Origin of the sequence: Staphylococcus agnetis (genome assembly GCF_002901865.1) — a bacterium.
In the GTDB taxonomy this organism is placed as follows: Bacteria; Bacillota; Bacilli; order Staphylococcales; family Staphylococcaceae; genus Staphylococcus; species Staphylococcus agnetis.
This window is the reverse complement of the sequence record NZ_PPQF01000036.1, coordinates 1-22,190: the sequence shown is the minus strand read 5'-3', so window position 1 is coordinate 22,190 and position 22,190 is coordinate 1. Positions and strand designations below refer to the sequence as shown.

Genomic DNA, 22,190 nt, shown 5'->3' with positions numbered 1-22,190 from the left:
GTTAATCCATATATGATGGGGATTTTACAAACTTTATTTGTCGGTTTTAGAGCGCAGTTAATCGAAGATAAATTAATATCTGAAGATGTTGTTTACATTGATGGAACTAAGCTTGAAGCAAATGCCAATAAATACACATTTCAATGGCTCGCAAATACTGAAAGATTCAGCCAATCAGTTGTTGAAAAGTCCAATACACTTTATGAAACTTTAGTAGCTGAGGAAATAATTCCAGAAATAAAAAAAGAATCTTCAGAAGAGTTGTCTAAAGAAGAGATGAATCAAATTGAAACCTATCTAGAGAACAAAGAAAAAAATTTAACTTCTCAAATCGAAAACACGGACAATACTCAAGAACGTAAAACATTAAGAAAACAGCGAAGCCAAATTAAAAAAAGCAAAAAAGCGATTAATGATTTTAGAGAACGTAGAATTAAGTATGAGAACCAAAAAGGAATTTATGGTGACAGAAAGAGCTATTCAACAACAGATCATGATGCGACATTTATGAGAATGAAAGATGACCACATGAAAAATGGACAATTAAAACCGGGATATAACTTACAAATAGCAACGAATAACCAATTTATACTAGCCTACGGCGTGTATAATAAACCAGGAGACACGAGAACACTTGAGCCGTTTTTGAATGAAATGAAAGCATTATATGGTGACATTCCTGAGTATATTGTAGCTGATGCAGGTTATGGTAGTGAAAGTAATTATAAAATGATATTGGATGATTTTGAAAAGACGCCTTTAATCACTTATGGAATGTACATGAAAGAAGGGAAAAAGAAATTTAAAAATGATCCGTTTATTTCTGCAAATTGGCAATACAATGAACTAGACGACTATTACTTGTGCCCTAATAATAAAGAGTTACATTTCTTCAAATATAGAATTAAACATGATTATTACGGTTATCGTCGAGATTTCAAAGAATATAGATGTGAAGATTGCTTCGATTGTCCATTGCGAAGCAAATGTATGAAACAAGCTAAAAATCCAAATACAAATAAAAAATTATTGAAAAACTTCACATGGGAATTTCTAAAAAACTATACAAAACAATTGCTTTCTAATCCCGAAATGAATGGCATCTATAAAAAACGAAAAATAGATGTCGAATCAGCTTTTGGAAATCTGAAGGCTAATTTGGGTTTCAAAAGATTATCCGTACGCACCCAAACCAAAGTCGAATGTGAAATTGGAATTGCCCTTATGGCACTAAACATAAGAAAATTAGCACGGTAAGTGCTAATTTCAAGTGAAATTCAAATGAAAAAACACCACAAAAATCATTTCAAAAGATTTTTGTGGTGTTGTGCTTGGAAACTGAAACCCTATGTCCCAGCCCCGTGTTCTGTTATTCGCCGATAAATTGTTGTCGACGTTCGATACAAAATAGTGTCGTTGCGATTAACATGATGCCACAAATCAGGTACATCGCAGAATAATTTGTAAGGTCAGCAATCGGTCCCATTAATGCAGAACCCAATGACACACCTAAATCTGCTGTGGCAATAAATAACCCTAGTAACATGTTACGACCATATTTTGGCAATTTGAAACTTAAAAATGACGTTAACGTAGGATATATGAGCGCTTGCGCAATACCGATGAGAATCGCACTGATGTATAAGACAAATGCGCCGACGATGTGGCCCACACTAATGCCTAATACCGCAAGTGTTAATAAACTCATCACTTTTAACATAAATCCAACGTGCCATTTGCCATCTGACGGAATGAACCGTCTTAAGTAAAATCGTGCTAATACGACTGTAATCGCTTGTAGCGCAAGGAACACACCTGCGTGGCCTACGCCATACGTTTGTGTATATAACACAATAAATGTAGCGACAGCACCAAAACCAATAGACGCCACTAACATGACTAATCCAGCTTTAAATAAAAACTGATTTTTAAAAAACTGTGTGAATACGGATATCGGTCCAAAAGGTAATGCTTCCTTCTTTTGCGGCGTCGGTTCGTCTTGTACATTGTTATCTAACGTTGCACTAAAACCAAACACCCCTGTTGTAATCGCAATGACAATCATTGCGATTGCGAAGTAGCTCATATTGTCTAATTGCCAAATACCGACCGCAATTAGCGGTCCAATGACACCCGGTATGTATGAAAATAGTGAGTACAGTGAAATCCCTTGCGAACGGTCTTCTTCAGGTAATGCATCGATAATCCCAATTTGAAGTGCCATTGAGAAAAATGCGGTACATACCCCTTGCATCACCCGGGAAATAAAGTAACCTTCAAGGCCTGTAAAACCATACATCACTAACGCAATCCCATTAATGACTAAAATCCATCGCAAAATTTTAATCGGACCAATATTCGCGATGACATGCCCTGCCCATGGACGAAATAACATCGCCGTTAACATGTAGGCGCCCATTACGATACCGATTGTCGTGTTGGTTGCACCTAAGTCATGACCTCGTAACGGAATCATGACATTTAAAATTGCATTGGCACTAAAGAAAAATAGCGCTAAAATATAGAGCCTTAAAAAAGGCCAAGCGAGCGCGCCTTTCATTACGTCGCCTCCTAATAGATAAGTTGTTTTTCAAGCAATGCCTGTGTATACGGATGTGTCGCCTGATGTATCTGATGTTTCCCGAGCGACTCTTGAATTTCACCCTCTTTAAAAATAAACAAACGATCACATAAATACGTGGCTGCTTGGATATCATGTGTAATGAATATATAACTTAAATGATATTCATCACGTAATCGAACTAATAGATCTAAGATTTGCGTTTGAATCGACATATCCAATGCGCTAATCGCTTCGTCTAACAACAAATAGTCTGGTTTTGTACTAATGGCGCGCGCGATCGCGACACGTTGTGCTTCTCCACCAGACATCATTTGTGGATAGCGCTTTAAAAAGCTTTTATCTAACCCTACTTCTTCAAGTAAACGTATCATTTCTTCATGCATGTCTGCTTTAGATAATTTTAATTGTTGAAGAGGTTCTTTTAAAATTTGTTCAACGTTGAAATAAGGATGTAACGATGATTTATAATTTTGAAACACTGCACTCATTTGTCCGCGTCTCACTTCACGTCGACAGACACATTGACCGTTTATGTCAACTCGTCCGCGATCAGGTTTTTCAATACCAAGGATCATCCGACCAAGTGTGGATTTACCACTCCCACTTTCACCGATAATGCCGATACTCTCACCTTTCTCACAAGAAAAACTGACGCCTTTGACCACTTCTCGAAATTGACGCGTCCCTTTATCTCGGTAAGACTTGGTCACATCTTGAATGGTTAACATGAGTGGTCACCCCTTACTTTTTGGAAATAAGACGTTAATTTGCGACGTGCATTGACCAAATATTGCGTATACGCTTGTTGTGGATTTTCCAAAACGTCTTTTACCGGTCCGTATTCGATAACATCGCCATCTTTCATTACAAGGACATCATCGGCGATATGTTTCACTACCGCTAAATCATGTGAAATGAAAATCATCGCACAACCGACCGTTTCCTTAATATGTTGAAATTCTTTCAATACTTCATATTGTGTAATAACATCTAACGCTGTTGTCGGCTCATCCGCGATAATGAGTTCCGGCTTTAACGCAAGTGCCATGACAATCATCAAACGTTGTAACATACCACCTGACAGTTCATGTGGATATGCACGCATAATGCGGTCAAAATCATGTAACCCTAACATATCAAAATAAGATTTAAGTAACGTCTTTTGTGTCGCCGCATTTGTAATATTGTGATGTTTTAAAATCGTACGCATTTGGTAGCCAAGCGAAAAGGAAGGATTAAACGCTGTACCACCTTGTTGCATAATCATCGCAATTTCATTACCACGAATGTGACGTAATTGGGCTTCGCTTTGTTGCAGTAAATCCATTGTATTAAAGTGCGCCGAACCACTCATTTGAATGTTGTGGTCATTTAAACCGAGAAGTGCCTTACATGTGATCGACTTCCCACTTCCACTTTCACCGATAATGGCTAAAATTTTACCTTTCTCTAATGAAAATGAACATTGATGGACGAGCACGTGATTCGTATTACCATCAATCAGTGTTAACTTTTGAACATCTAAAATCGGTTGACTCATGACATCACCCCACGTTTCACACGCTGTCTGACTTGTTGTTGTGATAATTTTGGATCCACCGCAATTTGAATGGCGTCAGATAAGAAGTTAAAGGCAAGCACGATAATGATAATCGCAATGCCTGGCGCAAACATGAGCTCTGGATGACTGAACATCACTTTACGCGCTTCATTCATCATCATCCCCCATTCTGCCGTCGGTGCTTTAACACCAAGGCCAATAAAGGAGAATCCAGAAATTTGTAAAATCATCGAGACCATCGAACTTGACGAAATAACCGCTATATCCGCTAATGTTAACGGTAAAATATGCGTCATAATAATACGTGTATGCGATAACCCGATGGCGCGCGCAAATTTAACGTCATCGGAATCACGATACTGCATCACACTCGTGCGAATAATACGGCAAAACCATGCCCAGCGCGTAATGATAAACGCGACGAATATACTTTCAAGCCCGATGCCTAACACACCGATTAATGCGAGTGTCATCACATACGTTGGGAACGATAACATGACGTCACAGGCGCGCATTAAAATCGTATCAATCCATCGCCCGAAATAACCGGCAATAAAACCTAAAATCATGCCGATAACGACTGCACATAAGAGTGCGACTAATACTAACATTAAACTTGGACGGATCGCGTATATGAGTCGCGTTAAAATGTCGCGTCCTAAGTGATCCGTACCTAACCAATGCGCAAAAGACATTCCCGCAAATTTATTTTGAATATTGACAGCTGTTGGTGTATAAGGCGTCACTAGTGGCGCACAAATACCTAACAACAAATATAATCCTATAATGAAGAGTGCGACTTTTGCACCTCTGTCTTGCCATAAACGTTGAAGGACGACCATTTAATTGCCCTCCCTTAACTTAGGATTGAGCCACATATTAATAATATCTGCGAGTGTATTTAATAAAATAAACAATACGGAAATAATTAATACGTAAGCTTGAATAATTGGGAAATCTTGTTCCATCACGGCTTTGACACTTAACTGTCCCATTCCTGGCCATGCGAAAATATTTTCAATGACGACAGACCCACCTAAAATAATTGGAATTGACATACAGAAAATCGACACGACCACTTGCATCGCATTGCGAATCACTTGTAGAACAATCGTTGGAAAGTGGACGCCCATCGCACGTGCGTATAACACATAATCTTGGTCCAATTGTTGAATCATCGCACTTCTCACATTTCTAAAGTAAATTCCAATATAGCCGAGTGAGATAGTTAAAACTGGTAACACATAGCTTTCAGGCCCTGTGAGTCCAGATGTCGGCAACACATTCATACGTACGGAAACGTAAATGATAAGTAGCGCTGCTAACCAATATGACGGAATCGCAGTTAATACAAACGCCGTACTACGCGTCACGCGGTCAAACCATGTGCCACGACATAGTGCAGTGACGGTCCCAAGTAAAATGGACATCGTAATAATGACCACACTAGATACAAGCGTTAATTTCAATGTGTTAAAAAATGCAGGCCATACACGGGTGCTTACTTCATCACCCGTGACAAAACTTTGGCCAAATTTAAATTGTAAAGCGTCTTTCAACCATTCCCAATATTGCACTAGGAACGGTTCGTTTAATCCATACTTTGCGCGTGTGTCCTCGATTAAGCTTTGCGTAATATTCGGTACTTCTTGCGCGTGAAGAATCACTACAGCGGGATCTTCACTTGATAACCGAGTCAACAAAAACGTGAGAAAGCTAATGACGATTAGAAGCGGCAGGGTCAGTAATAACCGTTTGACGATACTGTATCCCATTGTGTCACTCCTTATTTATAGTCCATTTCTTCAAATGGCAATTCATATTGTGATTGTTTAAATGTGATGCCTTTAAAATCTTTAGGTGCAATAACAGTCATACCACCATGAGAAATTGGAATGAAAATCGCTTCATCATGCACCGTATTTAAAATGTCGTGGTATTTCTTATCTTGTTCTTTCGCATCTTGTGTTTTTAATGCATCATCAATGTTTTGGTATAACGCATCTTTGTTGTCGATACCAGATGTTGCTGCTTTATAGCCTGTTTCAGTTTTAAATGCAGAAATTGTACTTTGTGGGTCATATTGTAAGCCCCAAGTTTGGTTGAATAATAAGTCATAATCACCTGATGTACGGCGTTCTGCAATCTTATCTGACGTTTCACCAACGATGTGTAATTTCATGCCAATTTCTTCTGCTTTCGCTTGAATAAATTCAGCTTCTTGTTTTTGTGAGCTTGAGTTATTGTCATAGTACAACTTCATTTCTAACTGCTTGCCGTCTTTTTGACGTGGCTCACCTTTTTTCGCTTGTTTCCATCCAGCTTTGTCTAGCGTTTGCGCTGCTTTTTCTAAATCAAAGTGACGTGGTGTTAAATCGACATTCGCATGCGGCACGTTTTTAGAGAACAATGTGTGCGCTGGTTTTTCTGTTTTGTCTAAAATTTTGTCAGAAATACTCTTTTGGTCAACACTTTGCCATAACGCCACACGTACAGCTTTATCATGTGCTGGGCTGTCTTTTTTACCTGAGTTCGCCACAATCATTTTTGTATTCATTGGTTGACTGCGTTTTAATTGATAGTCCCCAGAGTCTGTTAATTGTTTGACTGCTTCGTTATCGATGTTGTCCGTACCACGGTCATCTGTAAATGCAAAGTTCACTTCCCCTTTTTGAAGGGCTAAGAATGATGTTTCACCTGCTGGTAGCACTTTCGCAACGATACTTTTCAACTTAGGCTTACCACCCCAATAATCATCGTTTCGCTCAAATGTTGCACTTTCATCTTTTTGATGATCTTTTAATTTGAATGGACCCGTACCACTAAACGCTTTTAAGCCATCTTTAGTACCGCCATTTTTAAATGCTTTTGGAGAAACAAAGACATATGGACGCGTCATCGCAAGTTCTTCTAATGTCGCATTGTATGGCTCTTTTAACGTTAAAACAAACGTGTGGTCATCTTTTGCTTCTGTTTTATCTAAAATTGTTGATAATTTAATCCATGAATGTAATGATTTGTTCGCTTGAACGGCATCAAAATTCTTTTTCACTGCGTCGGCATTGAAAGGTGTCCCATCATGGAATTTCACACCTTCACGTAAATGGAACGTGTAAGTTTTACCATCTTCAGAAACGTCCCATGACTTCGCTAGTAACGGTTGAATACCTTTTTGTGTATTGTCGACAAGTGATTCATACATCATACCTTGTGCTGACATAGACCCACCGTAAACATGTGGATTCATATCACCAATATCTTTCGAAGTGGCATACGTAATGTTTTTATCTTCTTTCTTTTGCTCAAATGCCTTAGAGTTGCCACACGCTGCTAATACAACGAGTGCAGTTAATGCTAAAATAAACCATTTAAATGTCTGTTTCATTCTCTTATTCCTTTCATATCATTTTTCCTTATAGCGTGTTGAGCCCTTGTTTGATACAAGTCATATCACTTTCAAACGCTTTCGGGAAAAATTGCTGTGATTTCTTTAAATGCGGTTGATCTTTGTGAAAGTGTTGAAGCATCGTTTCATAACGCGTCAATAACATATCAATCATCGATGTTTCAATGTGTAATGCATGCCCAAGGCCTTGAATGATTTTTGTACGGTAATAATCTTCATGGGGCATGCGTGGTATTTCCCAAATACCTTCGTGATTTTGATAAATCTGTCGAAATGGGACTGCTGAAAAATCGTCATAAAACCCTTGTGCATCAGGTTTTGAGAACGGATCAATCAGAATCCCTGTATAACGTACGTAAAGTAAGTATTCTTGTTCAATTTCTGACAGAGATTCAAATTGTGCGATTTTGGCTTTCGACATTGTTTCAGGCCTTAACGGGTAATTTTCCTCAACCATAAATCGTAATAAGTTGAGCGGTTTCACGTTAAGTGCCTTTAAGATGGATGTGATTTCTTGCCACATCCCTCTCATTTCATGAATTAAATCCATCGTAATCGGACCTTCTGGATACAATTTATACACATAAAATGGGACGTCGGTGCCATAAAAAATCGCCTTTAAAGCATGGTCGTTCATAAACAAGGCAGGATGCACGTATAGCGAACTATTACGCGACTCTGCCTCCATCGGGTTCGATACAACAGTAATCGGGACGTCGATGTTTTCAAACATCTGGGTAAGTAATGTTAATAACCCTGATGTCTCTTTAGATGCACCTAAATATAAATGCTTTTTCAAGCCCATCGTCGTCACACGGTGCGGTTTTTTGTTGTCCAACACACGCGTATCACCCAAATATGTCGAGCAACTGACCACATCAATGTTCGGTTGAATGGGCTCAAGTTGCGCACGCACGATGACGTTTGAACCAAGCGTCGGTGAAACGAGCAACACACTGTTTACTTGTTTTAAAACGTTTTGTGGAAGTTGTTTTAATGTTTCGATATAAGCATCTGCGGTACAAGCGAGCACAAGATAATCATACGTACCTGTCACCGCATCATAGGATTCAAATACGTGACTCGGTGTCGCAACGCCTGTCAATTTGTGATGTTGCTCATTTTGAACATGCGCTTCAATTTCACCTGACGCAGCAACCGCCTTGACAAACTGTTTGGACCGTGCTGACACATGACTACGACTGACAAACGCAACGTCCGCATGCGCATAACGGTCAAAAAGCACGCCAAGTTGCACTGCCACAGGACCTGTACCTACAATTAAAATTCGTGCTGTCATGCGCCAACACCTCGCGCGACTTCAGCTTTTTGATACAATGCAATATCAAAAATTTGATTCGGTTGAATCACTTCATCCACACACACCCATTGTTGCGCATCTGTTTCACGTTTTGGATAATTAAAAATCGCCTTTAAATCATTACCGTAACGCATTGCGACAATCGTATTCGGACGCGTTAATGCATGAAGTTGTGCTAAAATATCATATTTAATCGGCACAGTTGAACTGAAAATCACATGCGTGACTTCATGAATATTCGGCAATTGATCGACCGTCGTTTGATGCAACTCAATCGCTGCATCCGGTGCCAAATCAGCAACGATTTGACGACCATAGTTGATCGCTTCAGCATCAATATCGATACCAATCACTTTTGCACCTGTTTGTTTCGCAATTTGAATCGGCGTCATTGGAAACGCGCCTGAACCAACCAATAGCACCGTATCATGATCTTGAATTTCAAACTGACCAAATTCTTCTTGAATACAATGTTCAATATTTTGAAAATACGCTGTTTCCGTCGCTTCACCAGATATATGACGTTCCGCACGAAGTACTTCCATTAATTTCACACATTTCGCAGTAATATCTGCGAGTGCCGGTACGATATTCGGTGTACCAAGATGCGTTGCACGCCAATCATCAAAACGCAGCGCATTCTGTTCATTTAGTATGTATTGACTAAAAACGTCTATCTCACGTTCTAACTCTGATATTGACTCGAAATTGAGGGCCACTTTATGATAATGTGCAACAAAATTCCGATAAAACGTTGCGAGTTCTAGTTCCATTTCTGTCTCAAGTTGGATATTTTGTATCATAATACGCTCCTATTCTATATAAGCTAACCCCATTGCAACTGTTTTAACATGCCCCCTGATTGTAATACGTGATGACTCACCCATCTGCGCACAGACACGTAACGCACCACCCGGTTGGTGGACAACGACGTCCGCGCATCCATTTGTATGATTAAGCGCTTCGAAAATACCGATAGAACCTGTGCCTGAACCACAACTTTGCTCCCAAATGATACTACCAAGTTCCGGGACGTAAATCAGTGGATATAATCGATGTTCATCCGCGTTGTAAAGCATCATACCGATGGTTTTAAAATGACTTGGCCACGTCTCATGCTTCACAAACGCTTCGACGACTTGACACATCACTTCACTGTATGACGCTATAGGTACCACAAAGTGGCAATACGAAGCATATGTGATTTTTAATACGTCGAATGTTTTAGTTCCGAGCGTAAGTGATTGCCATTCATATGTATGCGGAGCGGGTAGTGTGACTTCATAATCTCCTAGCGCATGAATCACACATGGTGTGGGCGTTGAGACCCCTGACACATGAAGAGAAAGTTCACTCTCTTGTACAAGTTGACGTTCTTTTAAGTAATGCAACAGCGAGAGTGTCGCATTGCCACAGAATTCATTGCCACTCATTTGTAACCCATAAAGGTCGTCAGATGATTGTGGCTTAATGACAAACCCGACCTGTTCACAACACACATGTGATGTCTGCATCAACTGATTTGCGATAGACACATAACGCGACGCATCATGTTCAGAATCTACCAATACCGTCATATTTCCAGACGGATTAAATTTAGAAAAATGAACAATATCTTTCATTAATAAATCTCCTTTGAAAAGCAATTGTTCAATGCATTAATCGTAATGATAACGATTTAAAAATATAATACTTATTTTATTTGTCTCTGTCAATAGTGATAATCATTATCAATTATAAGAAATGAAACTTTTTGTCCGCTTTTCTTCCTTATATATAGTGTGAACGTATTTTGTGAAACTTTCATGACACAACACATTAAAACCAGTGTAAAATGGTATTGGGCAATATAAAATGAAATGAAAGGGTTGTTAGGATGAAAGTGAAAAGATTATTAGGTCTCATTTTAACAAGTTTCGTGCTACTCGCAGGATGTAATTTATTTGGCGAAGATGATGATAAAAAAGCAAAATCAGAATCGCATCAAAAGAAAGAAAACAAAGAGAAAAAAGATAAAAATAAGACGAAAAAAGAAGAAAAATCTACTGAAGAAACTCAAACAGACAATACGACAACTGAAACTGCAGAAACGCAAAAATTCGACGTACGTCACGTCACAGACAGAGCCACATTAGAAGCGATTCTCTATGGTAACTATACAGAAATTGAAAAAATCGCTGCGTATAACAGCGCCGTGGCCAATGGTGTGATACCACAAGGCAACGTCATGGAAGGTCCAGCTGCTAAAGCGTATGAAAGCTCATTACGCATCGAACGTGGAGAAGAACGTTCTATTTATGAACAACATGTAAATGACAATACGCATCAGGCATCTCAACCAACAGAACGTCCAGGTAAAGTTGATTTGAACCGTGGACCAGCAACTGGTTTTACGACTGAAGGCATGTCCCCTCAAGCCAAAAAAGAAATTGAAGACTTAACCTATCAAAAAGACTTCGAAGGCCTCCCTCAAAAAGAGTACAACGATCGTGTTTCAGCAATTATGAATCGCGAAAAAGGTTATTAAAAAAGACAAGAAGCGCGTTAAGGTGCTTCTTGTCTTTTTACTTATAAAATATGCTCAATTTCATACATCGTGTTAATCGTATATGTTGGCATGATAGGCGTGTTATTTTCTACGTTTTTATGGTTAAACCAAATCGTATCAATGCCACCATTGATACCACCTTGAATATCAGATGTGAGCGAATCTCCTATGATAATGAAATCATTAGCATTAAGGTGAGGCATCGTGTTAAATACAATATCGAAAAATTGACGGCTTGGCTTTTGTGCCCCCATTTCATCCGATATAAATAAATGATCAACGTACGACATCAAATCCGTTTGCGCAATACGGCGCTTTTGCGTGTGCGTTACCCCATTCGTCGCAATTGCCAGTGTGTATTTAGACTTTAGATAGTCCAGCGCTTTTTCAACACCCTCATGCCATTTGATTTTTGCGGTAGCCAAACCATCTCGAAACGTCACATCCGCCTCATGACCATCGATGGTCATCCCATATTGACGAAACGTTTCTATAAAACGGTGACTCAGCACCTCTGCCTTCGTCAATTCATCTCGTTGAAATGCCTCCCAATGCGCTTGATTAATCTTTTTAAACAACTCATAATCACGTTTCGACTCAGGCACACGATATTGATCCATCAAATGGTGATAAGCCTTCACCTCCGCATCATGAAAATCGACCAGCGTATCATCAAAATCAAGTAAAACAACTTTATATCCCATCATCGCCACTCCCGTTCAAACGTCATTTAGACCCATTGTAACAGAAAATCATGTATATCCTTAATAATAGAAAGAAAAGAAAAAACTAGCTTCTCCCAAAAGCTAGTCTTTTCTTATTTCTATTTTCGTCTATTGTAAACTTTATTGAATTGGTTGTCTTGGTTTAATTTCTACTTATTAATAAGAGGTTAGTACAGATTAATTAACGCGGTTTAACGCTCGGTTTTAAGGTTTAAAAATTATAAAACGTAAGCAATCACATGCTTATTTAGTTACTTCATTTGTTACATAAGAATCTTCAATACTTTCACCAGTTGTATAACCGGATACTTTAATATCAGTATGTTGGTCAAGAACAATCTCATTTGATTCAGTGAATGTGTCGTTATTAACTGCTTGAGAATCGTACGTAAAGTTAAGTGCATTCGACTCGCCACCCATACCAGATAAGTTGTTATTAGAGCCACTAAATCCAGGATTTTCTTCTACTATTTTCTGTTGAGGTGCAGCCGTAGCTTTAATTGCTGGTTCAGAAACCACTGTAACTGGTGTAGATTCACCTTCCATACCTTTTAAAGTATTATTTTGATTGAAACGAGGTGTAATAGTTGAAGTGACAATTTCTTCACGTTTTTCTTGTTTCAAAACTGGTTGAGGCGTTGATGTCACTGTTTCAGTATAAATTGAGTGTTGTTTAGGTTGCTCATTAACTTCTTTAAAAACAAGTTGCTTTTCAGATGGCTTTTGTACTTTTGAATTATTATTCAATTTTTTATGAGGGAAATATAATGGGTAGTTTCTAGCATTAAATTCTTTACCTCTTAATAATCCTTTTTCTTTAAGTTCTTTAGCTTTGGCTTCACGTTCAGCTAAAGCTTTTTCGTTATCTTCTTTTAATTTATCAGCACGTTTTCTAAAATTAGAATCTGCATATTTATCATCTCTTGTAGCAGCTTCTGTATCATCTCTTAATTGTTTTTTTACGTCATAACTATCTTTATTATATTCTGTTAAAATAGGAATATTAACTGGTCTTACTGCTTTAATATCTTTAAAAAATTCATCAATTATCGTTTCTAAACTTTCTTTAATATCTTTCAGCATTCTTTCATTAGTTGGCTCTTTCAATTGGCGTTCATCTTTTTTAAATCCTAATAACATATCTAATTTATTATATAAATTATCTCTGGCCTCTTTATGTTCCTTAAAGGCTACTGGCAACATTAAAGCTTTATGTTCTAATTCAAACACTTCTCGCTTAGCTTTATGTTTTTGCGACCAATCAAACCTTTTTAAATCAGGATGATCATCTTCAATTTTTTTCACTTCATCGTCAAAATCTTTTTTATTTTGTTTAAGTGAATCATAAATTGTTTGATATCTTTCCTGAGTCAAACCTAATAATTTCACATTACCTCTATAATTATAATTAGAAATATTATTTTTATAATTTTCATCGATTTCTTTTTCTTCTAACAAGAATTTATTAAATGCATCTATCTCAGCCAAAAAACGATGTTGATATTTTTCATATGCATTTTTATACTCCGGCTCATCGTATCTAGCAAAATCATTTAGACTCTGGGAATAAATTAAATTTCCTAAATGCTCCTTGTATCTATCAATACTAATTGAATAATTTATCTTACCCTCAACTTTTAGTGCCTTAGATTCATAATCACTTTTCTTCACAACTGCACTTGCACTGTTATCAAATACAAAGTTAGACGCTAATATTGCGCTTGCTGATAATACTAATAATTTCTTTTTCATAATTTTGCTCTCCTTTAGTTAAATAAAATTCCCTCGTCAAAATCCCTTCTATTTTGACGCAGCTTTTCGATTATATTAGTTTTACTCAACATAAACCATTAAGCGGTTTTTAACACAACATTAATTCTACTTTAATTTAGTTACAACCTAAAAATTATAGCGCGCTTTTATTTTAAACCCTAAAAAGTGTAGCGGATCCCTCTTCGATAAATTACTTTCTACACTATAGATATAATTATACACCTAAAATTTTCATTACTTTATTTTTTTAAAGAATATTTAAGGTTTTTAGAGTGGATTTCATGCAACTTAAATGTTTATTTCCTTAAAGTTGATTATTATTAGTTAAAGTTATTTAAGTTAAATGGCATCACTTTGTGAATGTTTTTAGTTCTGTATTAAATTACTTTTAAGGCTTCATAATGGCTTTTCTATTACGTTTAGGTAGTTAATTCTGAAATTATTTTTCAATTATATCTTCTTTTAAGGATGTATTATAACTAATCAAGTGTTTATTTTTATTGCTTATCCATTACGGTTAGGTTTATGTGAGCAAAATAAAAAAAGGCTAGTTTTTACCCAAAAAAGCTAGCCTTTTTAAGTTTGATATATTATTGACCATTATAAATTTTGTCTATTTGTTGATTTAAGCGTTTTTGTTGTTCTTGGCTTAATGTTTTCACTTTAGCTTGTGCAGCAATACGATCTTGATATGAATGAGAGTTAACGTATTTATTTACTAGCTCTTCAGCTTCTCTCACATGGTTGCGACGAATCGCACGTTTGTCACGTTCAGTGTATCCAGATGTGTCTTCTACACTATATCCGTTAGTGTAACCTGTCATTTGATAATTCGTTTTTTGATCGATATCAATGGTATGTGATTCAGTAATTGTATCTTCGACTACAGGAACACTAGATGTTGTTTGATTGTGTTTATTCAATTCATTATTCTTTGGTGCCGTATTTTGTGAGTACTCGATAAAGTTAGAGTTACCCTTTGATTGGCCAGATGGTTTAGAGTTATGCGTAACTGTAAAATCATTTGATTCACCGCTCAAACCTGGTAATTTCTTACTATAGTTATTATTTTCTTGTTTTTGTTGCTTTAAAATACGTTGTGAAGGCTGTGTGCTAGGGGCTACATGTGTTGAATCAGAAGCTTTTGATGAAGGTTCTTTGATGTTTGATACTTTATTAGATTCTGAGCGTTTCTTAAGTTGTTTATACTTGTAATTTTTTTGTCCTTTAGTTTTAGATGATTTTTTTGCTTGAGATACTTTTGCTTTTTTAGCACGTTCTGCTTTAGCATCTTCTTCGGTTTTTTTAAATTTATCTGCTCTTTCTTTAGCTTTAGGATCTCTTAAATGTTCATTTTCTTTAGCTGCTTTAGCATCATCTCTCAGTTTTTGTTGTAGTTGCTCATTATCTTCATTTTCTTTAGTTAAAGGTATAATATTTTTAGGTCTAGCTAAGTTTATTTCTTCAAAAAAACCATCTATAATAGATTCTAAATCTTGAGATTTTATTTTAAACATTCTTTCATTTGTAGGAATCATTTTTTTGTATTCTTTATCAGTCTTACCAAGAACCATGTCTAATTGATGATACATATTTTGAACTGCTAAAGGGTTTTGTTTAATAAACGCTTTACCAACCATTAAAATTTTATTTTCTAGTTGGTTTATTTCAAACCCTTTTTTATATTGCGTTTCATCATCAAATCTTTTCAATTCTAAATTTGCTGATTCTATCTTTTCAATTTCTTTAAAAAATTCTTCTCTATTTTTTTCTAACTTTTTAAAAATGTTATAATACCTTTGATAAGTTAAACCATAAGTGTTATTAGGAACTCTATCTTTATACCAATACCCATATACTTTATTTATTTGTTCTTGTTCTTTTCTGAACTTATTTAATGCATCCATTTCCGCCATAAATTTTTGTTTATATCTATATAGAGCATCTTTATATTCAGGTTCATCGTATCCTGCATGCATATTAATGGATTTATAATACACAAAATCATCTAAACTGTTGTAATATCTTTCAACATCATAAGGATGACTTATCTCACCTTTTAATTTTAATGACTCTGATTGATATGGGTTTTCTCTTACATCCACTACTGCACTTGCACTATTATCAAATATAAAATTAGAGGCTAATATCGCACTCGCTGATAATACTAATAATTTCTTTTTCACTTTTTAATCTCCTTTAATATAAATAAAATAGTCGTCAAAAATTCGTTTTTTGACACAGCTTTTCGATTATATAAGTTTCATCTTACACAAACCATTAAGTATGTTTTAATCAAACATTAATTCTACATTAAAAGAGTTTTTGTTAATAAAAAGTGGCATACTTTCGTTTTAAAAACATAAGTGTATTGATAGATTTCTAATTAGTTTACTTATTGCTTGATAAATATCATTTCACAATAAAAAACCCCCTAAAACTCATGTTTTAGAGGCTACTAGTTATATAAATAATATTGATTTATTCACTTTTCTTTTCATAATCAACACATCGAACGTTTTTCAAATACGATGATGCATTATTACATTCTTGTTTATTAATATCGATATCAGTTGTAGTTGAGTGATTACCCTCAGAAGTATTGGCATTGATGAAACCATTTGTCCATATAGTTGATGAAAGTAACCCTCCTACAATGATTAATGTTGTTAGTATTGTAACACTTAACTTTCTCATGTCATTATCTCCTTTCATTGATGTGCTTCTTTAGATGTTGAGATATAAAACATTTATGACCTTATATTATCACTTAAATTTATTTTTGTATAATTAAATTATGTTAAATAGCGTATCACCAATTGTAAATTTCATAATCAACTAAAGTGTTATTTTGCGCTTTAAAACCCTTTAATTCATATTGATCATTAAAATATAGCCATAACCCCCTATCATCGTATAAATAATATAAAACCTTCTTTGTTTTATTCACAAAATACACTTCTGAATATTGAAAACCTTGATTTATGATAGGTTTTAATTGAGGAAAGTCTTGGTTACAAATTGCTTTTATTAAATATGTGTATTTAATATCCTTAATTGAAACTTTGTATGTAAACGCAAAACATTTAATTCCATCACGATTTTTATAACTTTCTATTCGATGTGGTAGGGAGTTATATTTGTTTGTATACTTTTCGATTATCCTTGTTTTCGTATACTTATTGTTAAAATTAATGACCAAATGAATCATTTCAACCTCATGCGTACTAGAAAACAATTTCTCAAAAACATCTATCGCATTACGATATACATTAGAAAAATACGTAGCGTTCAATGAGTCTGTTCCATAAATAAATTGATATTCACCTTCACTTAAATCTAAATGCACCGCATTTTTCTCATTTATAAAATCTAAACCATGTGTATTAAATGGATTTAAATTAATTGTCATAGCCTTTGTTCTCACTTTTTTATTTCTGTTCTGATGCTAAATAACTACAAAAAAGACTAAACGTGCTTTGAGCCACATTTAGTCTTTGAAATCATATGTATGCTTATATCGTAAAATGTTTTAAAGTATTATTTCACATACTTATAAGCAATCGAATAGGTTGAAACTTTATTATTTAATATTGGGCTTTCTTTGTCCTCGTTGTTATCTTTTACGTTTTCATGTGCCTCTTTAAATACATCAGATTTCAACCAATTTTTAAATGCGTCTTCAGCTTCCCAGATTGTTAAAATTTTAACTTCATCATAATCTTCAGTTTTGTTGGTCACTGTTACCATCATATCTTTAAATCCATTAATGGTTTCAATACCTTGTCTTTTTTGGAAACGATCAGTAATACTTTCAGAACTTCCTTTTTTCAATTTCAAACAGTTTTCTGCCATAAACATGTCTCATCTCTCCTTTGATTGTTTTGGAAGTGTTTTTACAAATGTGAATAAGAAAATGGTTTGGCAACATACCATCATTAACAACAAAACTCTTAAGATTGTATGATCAATCATATATATCGAAAATGCGATAACTATATATAAACTCACTAAAAGTTTAAATTTATTGATAAGCGTATAGCCTCTTTCGTTTTTAAAGCTTTCAACGTATTCTTTATATATTTTTGTATGTATTAACCATTCTTTAAAACGATCTGAGCTTTTCGCAAAACAAATTGCGGCTAATAAAAGAAATGGCGTTGTTGGCAATAAAGGTAAAATAACGCCCATAAATCCTACGAAGGTGAAAAACAAGCCCAAAGTGAGCAATATATATTTCATAAAAACACCTCTAATTGATAATCATTATCAATTATACAGTAAAACGGTTTCTTGTAAACAAAAAACCATCCAATTTAGGATGGTTAAATAAATTTTTATTACATTAGGTTATATTATTTTCGTACTAATGCGAGAACTCCCGCAACTAATATCAAAATTCCAGATAAAATACCAAATAATCCAATAAAAATAAAATTAAATATTCCACCTAGTACTAATATAACACCCATAACAATTCGTTTTTTATTGATAATACAACTCACAATTAATGTGATAATACACACTAATATAACTGCAATACCTAATCCCATAATTTGACCAGAATCACTTGCCTCAAATTCATTACTAATACTACCTAGCATTAAGGCAAATACACCACCTATAATTCCGAACACACTTCCTAAAATTCCAAGCACCATTTCAGCTACTCTACCAGTAGGTTTTGAATACATCTGATTTTCCAAAAAGACAACCCCTTATATTTAATTTTTAAACAATCAAATAAGCTTATTGATACTTTACAAGCTATATTCAATTCAATTATATAATACTATATTTAGCCTAACAACATAATTTACATATATAAATCACTTTTTTATTTTATTTGACACCTTTTCAATCGCTTCTTCATCTACAATATCAAAATCAGGTTCTTCTAATATTTGTAAGAACTCTTCTAAAAGTTTTGTATCACTAAACTCACAAAGTTCAAGCGAGCGCCAAAAATGATAATAAGCCATATGATATGCGTCTTCTAAATAGTTAAAATGAAAATGAAATAATGTCCCTACCGATTCATGACAAGGGATTGTATCTATGTGAGTAGCTAGAACAGATAAGTGATATGCGAGTTTAGAATCATTAATATTTTCTTCTAAAAAATAACCTAGAATGTCGTCATAACGTTGATGTTGAATAATTTTTTGTAAAGCGTCTGGAAGCAGGTTAATTAAAATTTCCTGGCTGTTCATTTGATACCTCCACCTATAAATTTATACATTTATGATTTTGTTTTTACGTACTCCTAGAGAATGATTTAAATTTCAATATAATCCTTTAAGATATAGTTAAATCATATACAGGGAGTTCCTTATAATGAAATGGCTAATTTCTAAAAAACTCATATTCCTTACATTTATAATAGGCTTGGGTTGTCTTATTTTAAAAAGTTTATTACCAGAATATATAGATCAGTCTGGTGTATTACATGAATACTTCTTTCTCATTCCAATTGGTTTTGCGTTTATCTTTTTATCACTAAAACTCTTACTCATTAGAGTGATTAGAATAATGTTTCATAAATATCAATCTCATCATAAAAGCCACATTTAATATAAAATGCATCTCCAATGTTTATAAAGTGTATGTTCATAATAACGTCATCATACATTATTGAAGGAGATGCATTTTTCTTATATTTTATTCTTGAGAGTTTAAAAATGCTTTATTTTCTTAACTCAAAGCGTATATCCACATCGGAGTTACTTTTATTAAGCGTATCATACCCTTGAATTTTAATGATTGATTGAATATCTATTGCCTTTTTAGACAGCTCAGGATTGTGATAAGTGCCTTCAAATGAATGGTCATACTTTTTCTTAATCACGTACATCCCTTTAGCTTTTATCTCAATTTTAGTTCCTTCAATTTCAAATGATTTGGCTCCATTATCATAATTAACAATTCCCCATACGTTATTCACATTGTCTTTAATGACATGAAGTTGATCTTCTTGTTTAATGATACTCACATCGTTATGTTTTTGATTAAAGTGAGTTTGATCGATTCCGGGATATAAAACGTAGGCATATTGATCATTTGACTCTGTGTGTGATTGCATTACTTCATAGTAGGTTTGTTTAACTTCTTTACTACTTTGACTTTTATTAATATCTTGCCAACTGCCTGTTCGCTCGACTTTATCTACATTTAATTTTATAGGCTTAAAAAAGTGATAACCGATGTTATTTTGCCGATCTTGAGCTTTTAAGAATACAGAGTTTGCTTCTTCGTTTATTGCTTTATCTAGTGGCTGATTATCTTTATATAATGTGTAACCATCCGCTTTACGATTTTCAATCATTGTTTTAGCATTTTTATTATTAATTCCGCTTCCCACAAATACAATTTTATCATCTAAAATAAACCATGATTTTTTTGCGGATAACGTCTGTTGTTGATTTTCAAAATCCATACCGATACTTGCGAATTTATCACCCAATGATGTTCCACCGACAAAAGTTTTCTTACTTTTTTTATCACCAGATGGTTCGTCACCTAAAGTTGTTGTTCCTGCAAGATGTGTCATATTCACTGTTGGCCAATAATGATTACGATAATGTGTCACATCATCATTATATAAATAATGCATGCCTGCCCCTGTATGCCAACCTTTTAAATTTTCGTTATTGATAGTTTCATAACGTGACACTTTGTCTGAAGTTAAACTCAAACCAAATGTATAGTTAAGGTTTGGATTGTGATAGACGACACGCTTCATCTCATCGTATATTTTTACTTGTTGTGGCTTATTTTTTATATGAATTGACGTATCATTCATAAGGTTTTTCATCATTTGAATATCTGCGTATGATTTTAATTGATCATTCTGATTATAGCTTTCATCAGATAATACGGATGTTTTAACATATTGTTGATATTTATCTTTTACGTTTTGATCCCTTGTCGCAGTGCTTATTCTTAACAACGCTTTCATTACCGTTGTAGATGTAGAATGGCTGGTTTCATGTTGACGACTGATTGCTCTACCTCTTACAAAATCTAATAACTCACCTTTGTGTACTATAGGCATAAAAGCATCATCTATCCAATGATCTAATGTTTTCATTTGAGCCTCATTTAAATCAAAAGATGTCGCGTTCACTACTGGCAACATTTGAGATATGCCTTCTAATAAGACAACTCCATATGCGCCTGTATATGGTACATCTTGATGATCGATATATGACCCATCTTTATAAAAACCATTACGTGCTTTTCCAGTCGCACCTTCTTTAACATATACAAAAACGTTTTTAAAAGATTCTATCGCTGATTCCATCTTACTGTCGTCTTCGTTGATGATACTTTCTAGTAATTTTACTTTCGTAATATCGACTAAATTTCCACCTGTTGCTTTTTCAGATTTACCTACAGACGCTAGTATTTCGTCACTTTTCGGTACATATTTTTGAATCGGAGCTGTATATGTTTTCTTTTCTTCTCTAGTGAATTTGTCATCCATTAATATAAGCGTATTCGTTAATGTTTTCGGTGACCCTATTTCATAATCCCACCAATTTATTGCCTTCTTTTTATTCGTATCTGTTTCTTTAAAATTAGCTGTCAAAGCTCTTATATTGTTTTCTTCTTGTTTACCATAAACATGTTCATGCATCCAAGCAATAGCCTCTTTTAGTTTTTTCACATTCTCATCTGTATTAAGTGATGAGTTTGGATGACGCATCGCTTCCGCAATACGTTCGATATTTTTATAACTTTTTGTCATATGACTCGAATTTGTTTTAACATCTTTTGCATCATCCCATAGATATGTTTTATTAGAATCTGTATTCATGTCATTCAATAACTTTTGTGCTTCTTTTTCAATATAATTATGTTGTTTCTTCATCGCATCATTATGCGCATCATAGTATTCATAACCATAATTTGTAGAAAGCCATATTTTCTTGAGTTCTTGATATTTTGATCTTTGATGAGACTGTTCCTGAGTTTCATTGCGCTCTTCATTCGCCTTTACCTCAGTAACATTAATACAACTCATACAAACTACAAAAAGCATCATGGCATAGAGTTTCGTATATCTTTTTAAATTTAATATCATCTTATGTCTCCTTATCATTGATGTGTAAATGAGTAAGTCACCTCATTGATTTACATACTCTTAATTATATATAAGTTTTATTCTTTGTATATCCAGTTATAAAGGTAAGTATTTGAATTAAATACATTATCTTTAATAAAATATAGATAAAATAATTTATGAGGTGCCTTATGCTTAATTTTGAAG

General features: G+C 34.7%; 22 protein-coding genes. 3 read left to right on the top strand and 19 right to left on the bottom strand.

Annotation, left to right across the window (positions count from 1 at the left end):
• A partial coding sequence (locus CD172_RS06445) for an IS1182 family transposase (RefSeq protein WP_142384431.1) occupies positions 1–1,257 on the top strand: 1,257 nt, incomplete at its 5' end.
• Positions 1,258–1,369: 112 nt separating this feature from the next.
• On the opposite strand, the gene cntE is transcribed toward CD172_RS06445, so the two are convergent.
• The 9 genes from cntE to cntK are packed head-to-tail and all read right to left on the bottom strand — an operon-like array spanning position 1,370 to position 10,494.
• On the bottom strand, positions 1,370–2,560 hold the full coding sequence (gene cntE / locus CD172_RS06440) for a staphylopine family metallophore export MFS transporter CntE (protein WP_103345829.1): 1,191 nt from the start codon (positions 2,558–2,560) through the stop codon (positions 1,370–1,372).
• A gap of 11 nt (positions 2,561–2,571) precedes the next feature.
• Entirely contained in the window at positions 2,572–3,312 is a 741-nt protein-coding gene (locus tag CD172_RS06435) for an ABC transporter ATP-binding protein (protein ID WP_037564986.1), read from the bottom strand.
• Positions 3,306–4,124, bottom strand: coding sequence for a staphylopine uptake ABC transporter ATP-binding protein CntD (gene cntD / locus CD172_RS06430; RefSeq protein ID WP_103345828.1), 819 nt, complete (start codon positions 4,122–4,124; stop codon positions 3,306–3,308). The genes CD172_RS06435 and cntD overlap by 7 nt, the downstream gene beginning before the upstream one ends.
• A complete protein-coding gene (cntC, locus tag CD172_RS06425; RefSeq protein WP_103345827.1) occupies positions 4,121–4,987 on the bottom strand; it encodes a staphylopine uptake ABC transporter permease subunit CntC in 867 nt (288 codons plus the stop codon). Before cntC ends, cntD begins: the two co-directional genes overlap by 4 nt.
• Positions 4,988–5,920, bottom strand: coding sequence for a nickel/cobalt ABC transporter permease (gene opp1B / locus CD172_RS06420; protein WP_103345826.1), 933 nt, complete (start codon positions 5,918–5,920; stop codon positions 4,988–4,990).
• Between the two features lie 11 nt (positions 5,921–5,931).
• Entirely contained in the window at positions 5,932–7,530 is a 1,599-nt protein-coding gene (gene cntA, locus CD172_RS06415; RefSeq protein WP_037564993.1) for a staphylopine-dependent metal ABC transporter substrate-binding lipoprotein, read from the bottom strand.
• 28 nt (positions 7,531–7,558) lie between these two features.
• Positions 7,559–8,851: an opine metallophore biosynthesis dehydrogenase gene (locus CD172_RS06410; RefSeq protein ID WP_103345825.1), complete on the bottom strand. Its 1,293-nt coding sequence runs from the start codon at positions 8,849–8,851 to the stop codon at positions 7,559–7,561.
• Positions 8,848–9,675 (bottom strand): staphylopine biosynthesis enzyme CntL, encoded by an 828-nt coding sequence (cntL, locus tag CD172_RS06405; RefSeq protein ID WP_103345824.1) that lies wholly within the window; start codon positions 9,673–9,675, stop codon positions 8,848–8,850. The genes CD172_RS06410 and cntL overlap by 4 nt, the downstream gene beginning before the upstream one ends.
• Positions 9,676–9,684: 9 nt before the next feature.
• Positions 9,685–10,494: a histidine racemase CntK gene (gene cntK / locus CD172_RS06400; protein WP_103345823.1), complete on the bottom strand. Its 810-nt coding sequence runs from the start codon at positions 10,492–10,494 to the stop codon at positions 9,685–9,687.
• A gap of 254 nt (positions 10,495–10,748) precedes the next feature.
• Here cntK and CD172_RS12600 point away from each other — a divergent pair, with 254 nt between their 5' ends.
• The gene (locus tag CD172_RS12600; RefSeq protein WP_142384430.1) at positions 10,749–11,399 is read left to right on the top strand and encodes a hypothetical protein; all 651 of its coding nucleotides are present in this window, start codon (positions 10,749–10,751) and stop codon (positions 11,397–11,399) included.
• A 41-nt stretch (positions 11,400–11,440) separates the two neighbouring features.
• On the opposite strand, the gene CD172_RS06390 is transcribed toward CD172_RS12600, so the two are convergent.
• The 9 genes from CD172_RS06390 to CD172_RS06350 form a co-directional block, all read right to left on the bottom strand.
• On the bottom strand, positions 11,441–12,124 hold the full coding sequence (locus CD172_RS06390; RefSeq protein ID WP_103345821.1) for a YjjG family noncanonical pyrimidine nucleotidase: 684 nt from the start codon (positions 12,122–12,124) through the stop codon (positions 11,441–11,443).
• A gap of 264 nt (positions 12,125–12,388) precedes the next feature.
• Positions 12,389–13,897, bottom strand: a complete 1,509-nt coding sequence (locus CD172_RS06385) for a coagulase domain-containing protein (protein WP_103345820.1) — start codon at positions 13,895–13,897, stop codon at positions 12,389–12,391.
• 611 nt (positions 13,898–14,508) lie between these two features.
• Positions 14,509–16,104 (bottom strand): coagulase domain-containing protein, encoded by a 1,596-nt coding sequence (locus CD172_RS06380; RefSeq protein WP_103345819.1) that lies wholly within the window; start codon positions 16,102–16,104, stop codon positions 14,509–14,511.
• A gap of 295 nt (positions 16,105–16,399) precedes the next feature.
• Positions 16,400–16,615 (bottom strand): hypothetical protein, encoded by a 216-nt coding sequence (locus CD172_RS06375; RefSeq protein WP_103345818.1) that lies wholly within the window; start codon positions 16,613–16,615, stop codon positions 16,400–16,402.
• A 115-nt stretch (positions 16,616–16,730) separates the two neighbouring features.
• Positions 16,731–17,330, bottom strand: a complete 600-nt coding sequence (locus CD172_RS06370; protein ID WP_103345817.1) for a DUF3885 domain-containing protein — start codon at positions 17,328–17,330, stop codon at positions 16,731–16,733.
• Between the two features lie 128 nt (positions 17,331–17,458).
• Complete coding sequence (locus tag CD172_RS06365) at positions 17,459–17,779, bottom strand: antibiotic biosynthesis monooxygenase (protein ID WP_103345816.1); 321 nt, start codon at positions 17,777–17,779, stop codon at positions 17,459–17,461.
• A 3-nt stretch (positions 17,780–17,782) separates the two neighbouring features.
• Complete coding sequence (locus CD172_RS06360) at positions 17,783–18,160, bottom strand: YbaN family protein (RefSeq protein ID WP_103345815.1); 378 nt, start codon at positions 18,158–18,160, stop codon at positions 17,783–17,785.
• A gap of 113 nt (positions 18,161–18,273) precedes the next feature.
• Positions 18,274–18,612, bottom strand: a complete 339-nt coding sequence (locus CD172_RS06355) for a DUF4064 domain-containing protein (RefSeq protein WP_060552528.1) — start codon at positions 18,610–18,612, stop codon at positions 18,274–18,276.
• 135 nt (positions 18,613–18,747) lie between these two features.
• Positions 18,748–19,131, bottom strand: a complete 384-nt coding sequence (locus CD172_RS06350; protein ID WP_103345814.1) for a hypothetical protein — start codon at positions 19,129–19,131, stop codon at positions 18,748–18,750.
• Between the two features lie 124 nt (positions 19,132–19,255).
• Here CD172_RS06350 and CD172_RS13125 point away from each other — a divergent pair, with 124 nt between their 5' ends.
• Complete coding sequence (locus CD172_RS13125; RefSeq protein WP_103345813.1) at positions 19,256–19,492, top strand: DUF3955 domain-containing protein; 237 nt, start codon at positions 19,256–19,258, stop codon at positions 19,490–19,492.
• A 112-nt stretch (positions 19,493–19,604) separates the two neighbouring features.
• Here the strand turns inward: CD172_RS13125 and CD172_RS06340 are convergent, their stop codons facing one another.
• Entirely contained in the window at positions 19,605–22,004 is a 2,400-nt protein-coding gene (locus CD172_RS06340) for a polysaccharide lyase 8 family protein (RefSeq protein ID WP_103345812.1), read from the bottom strand.
• Positions 22,005–22,190: the final 186 nt, after the last annotated feature.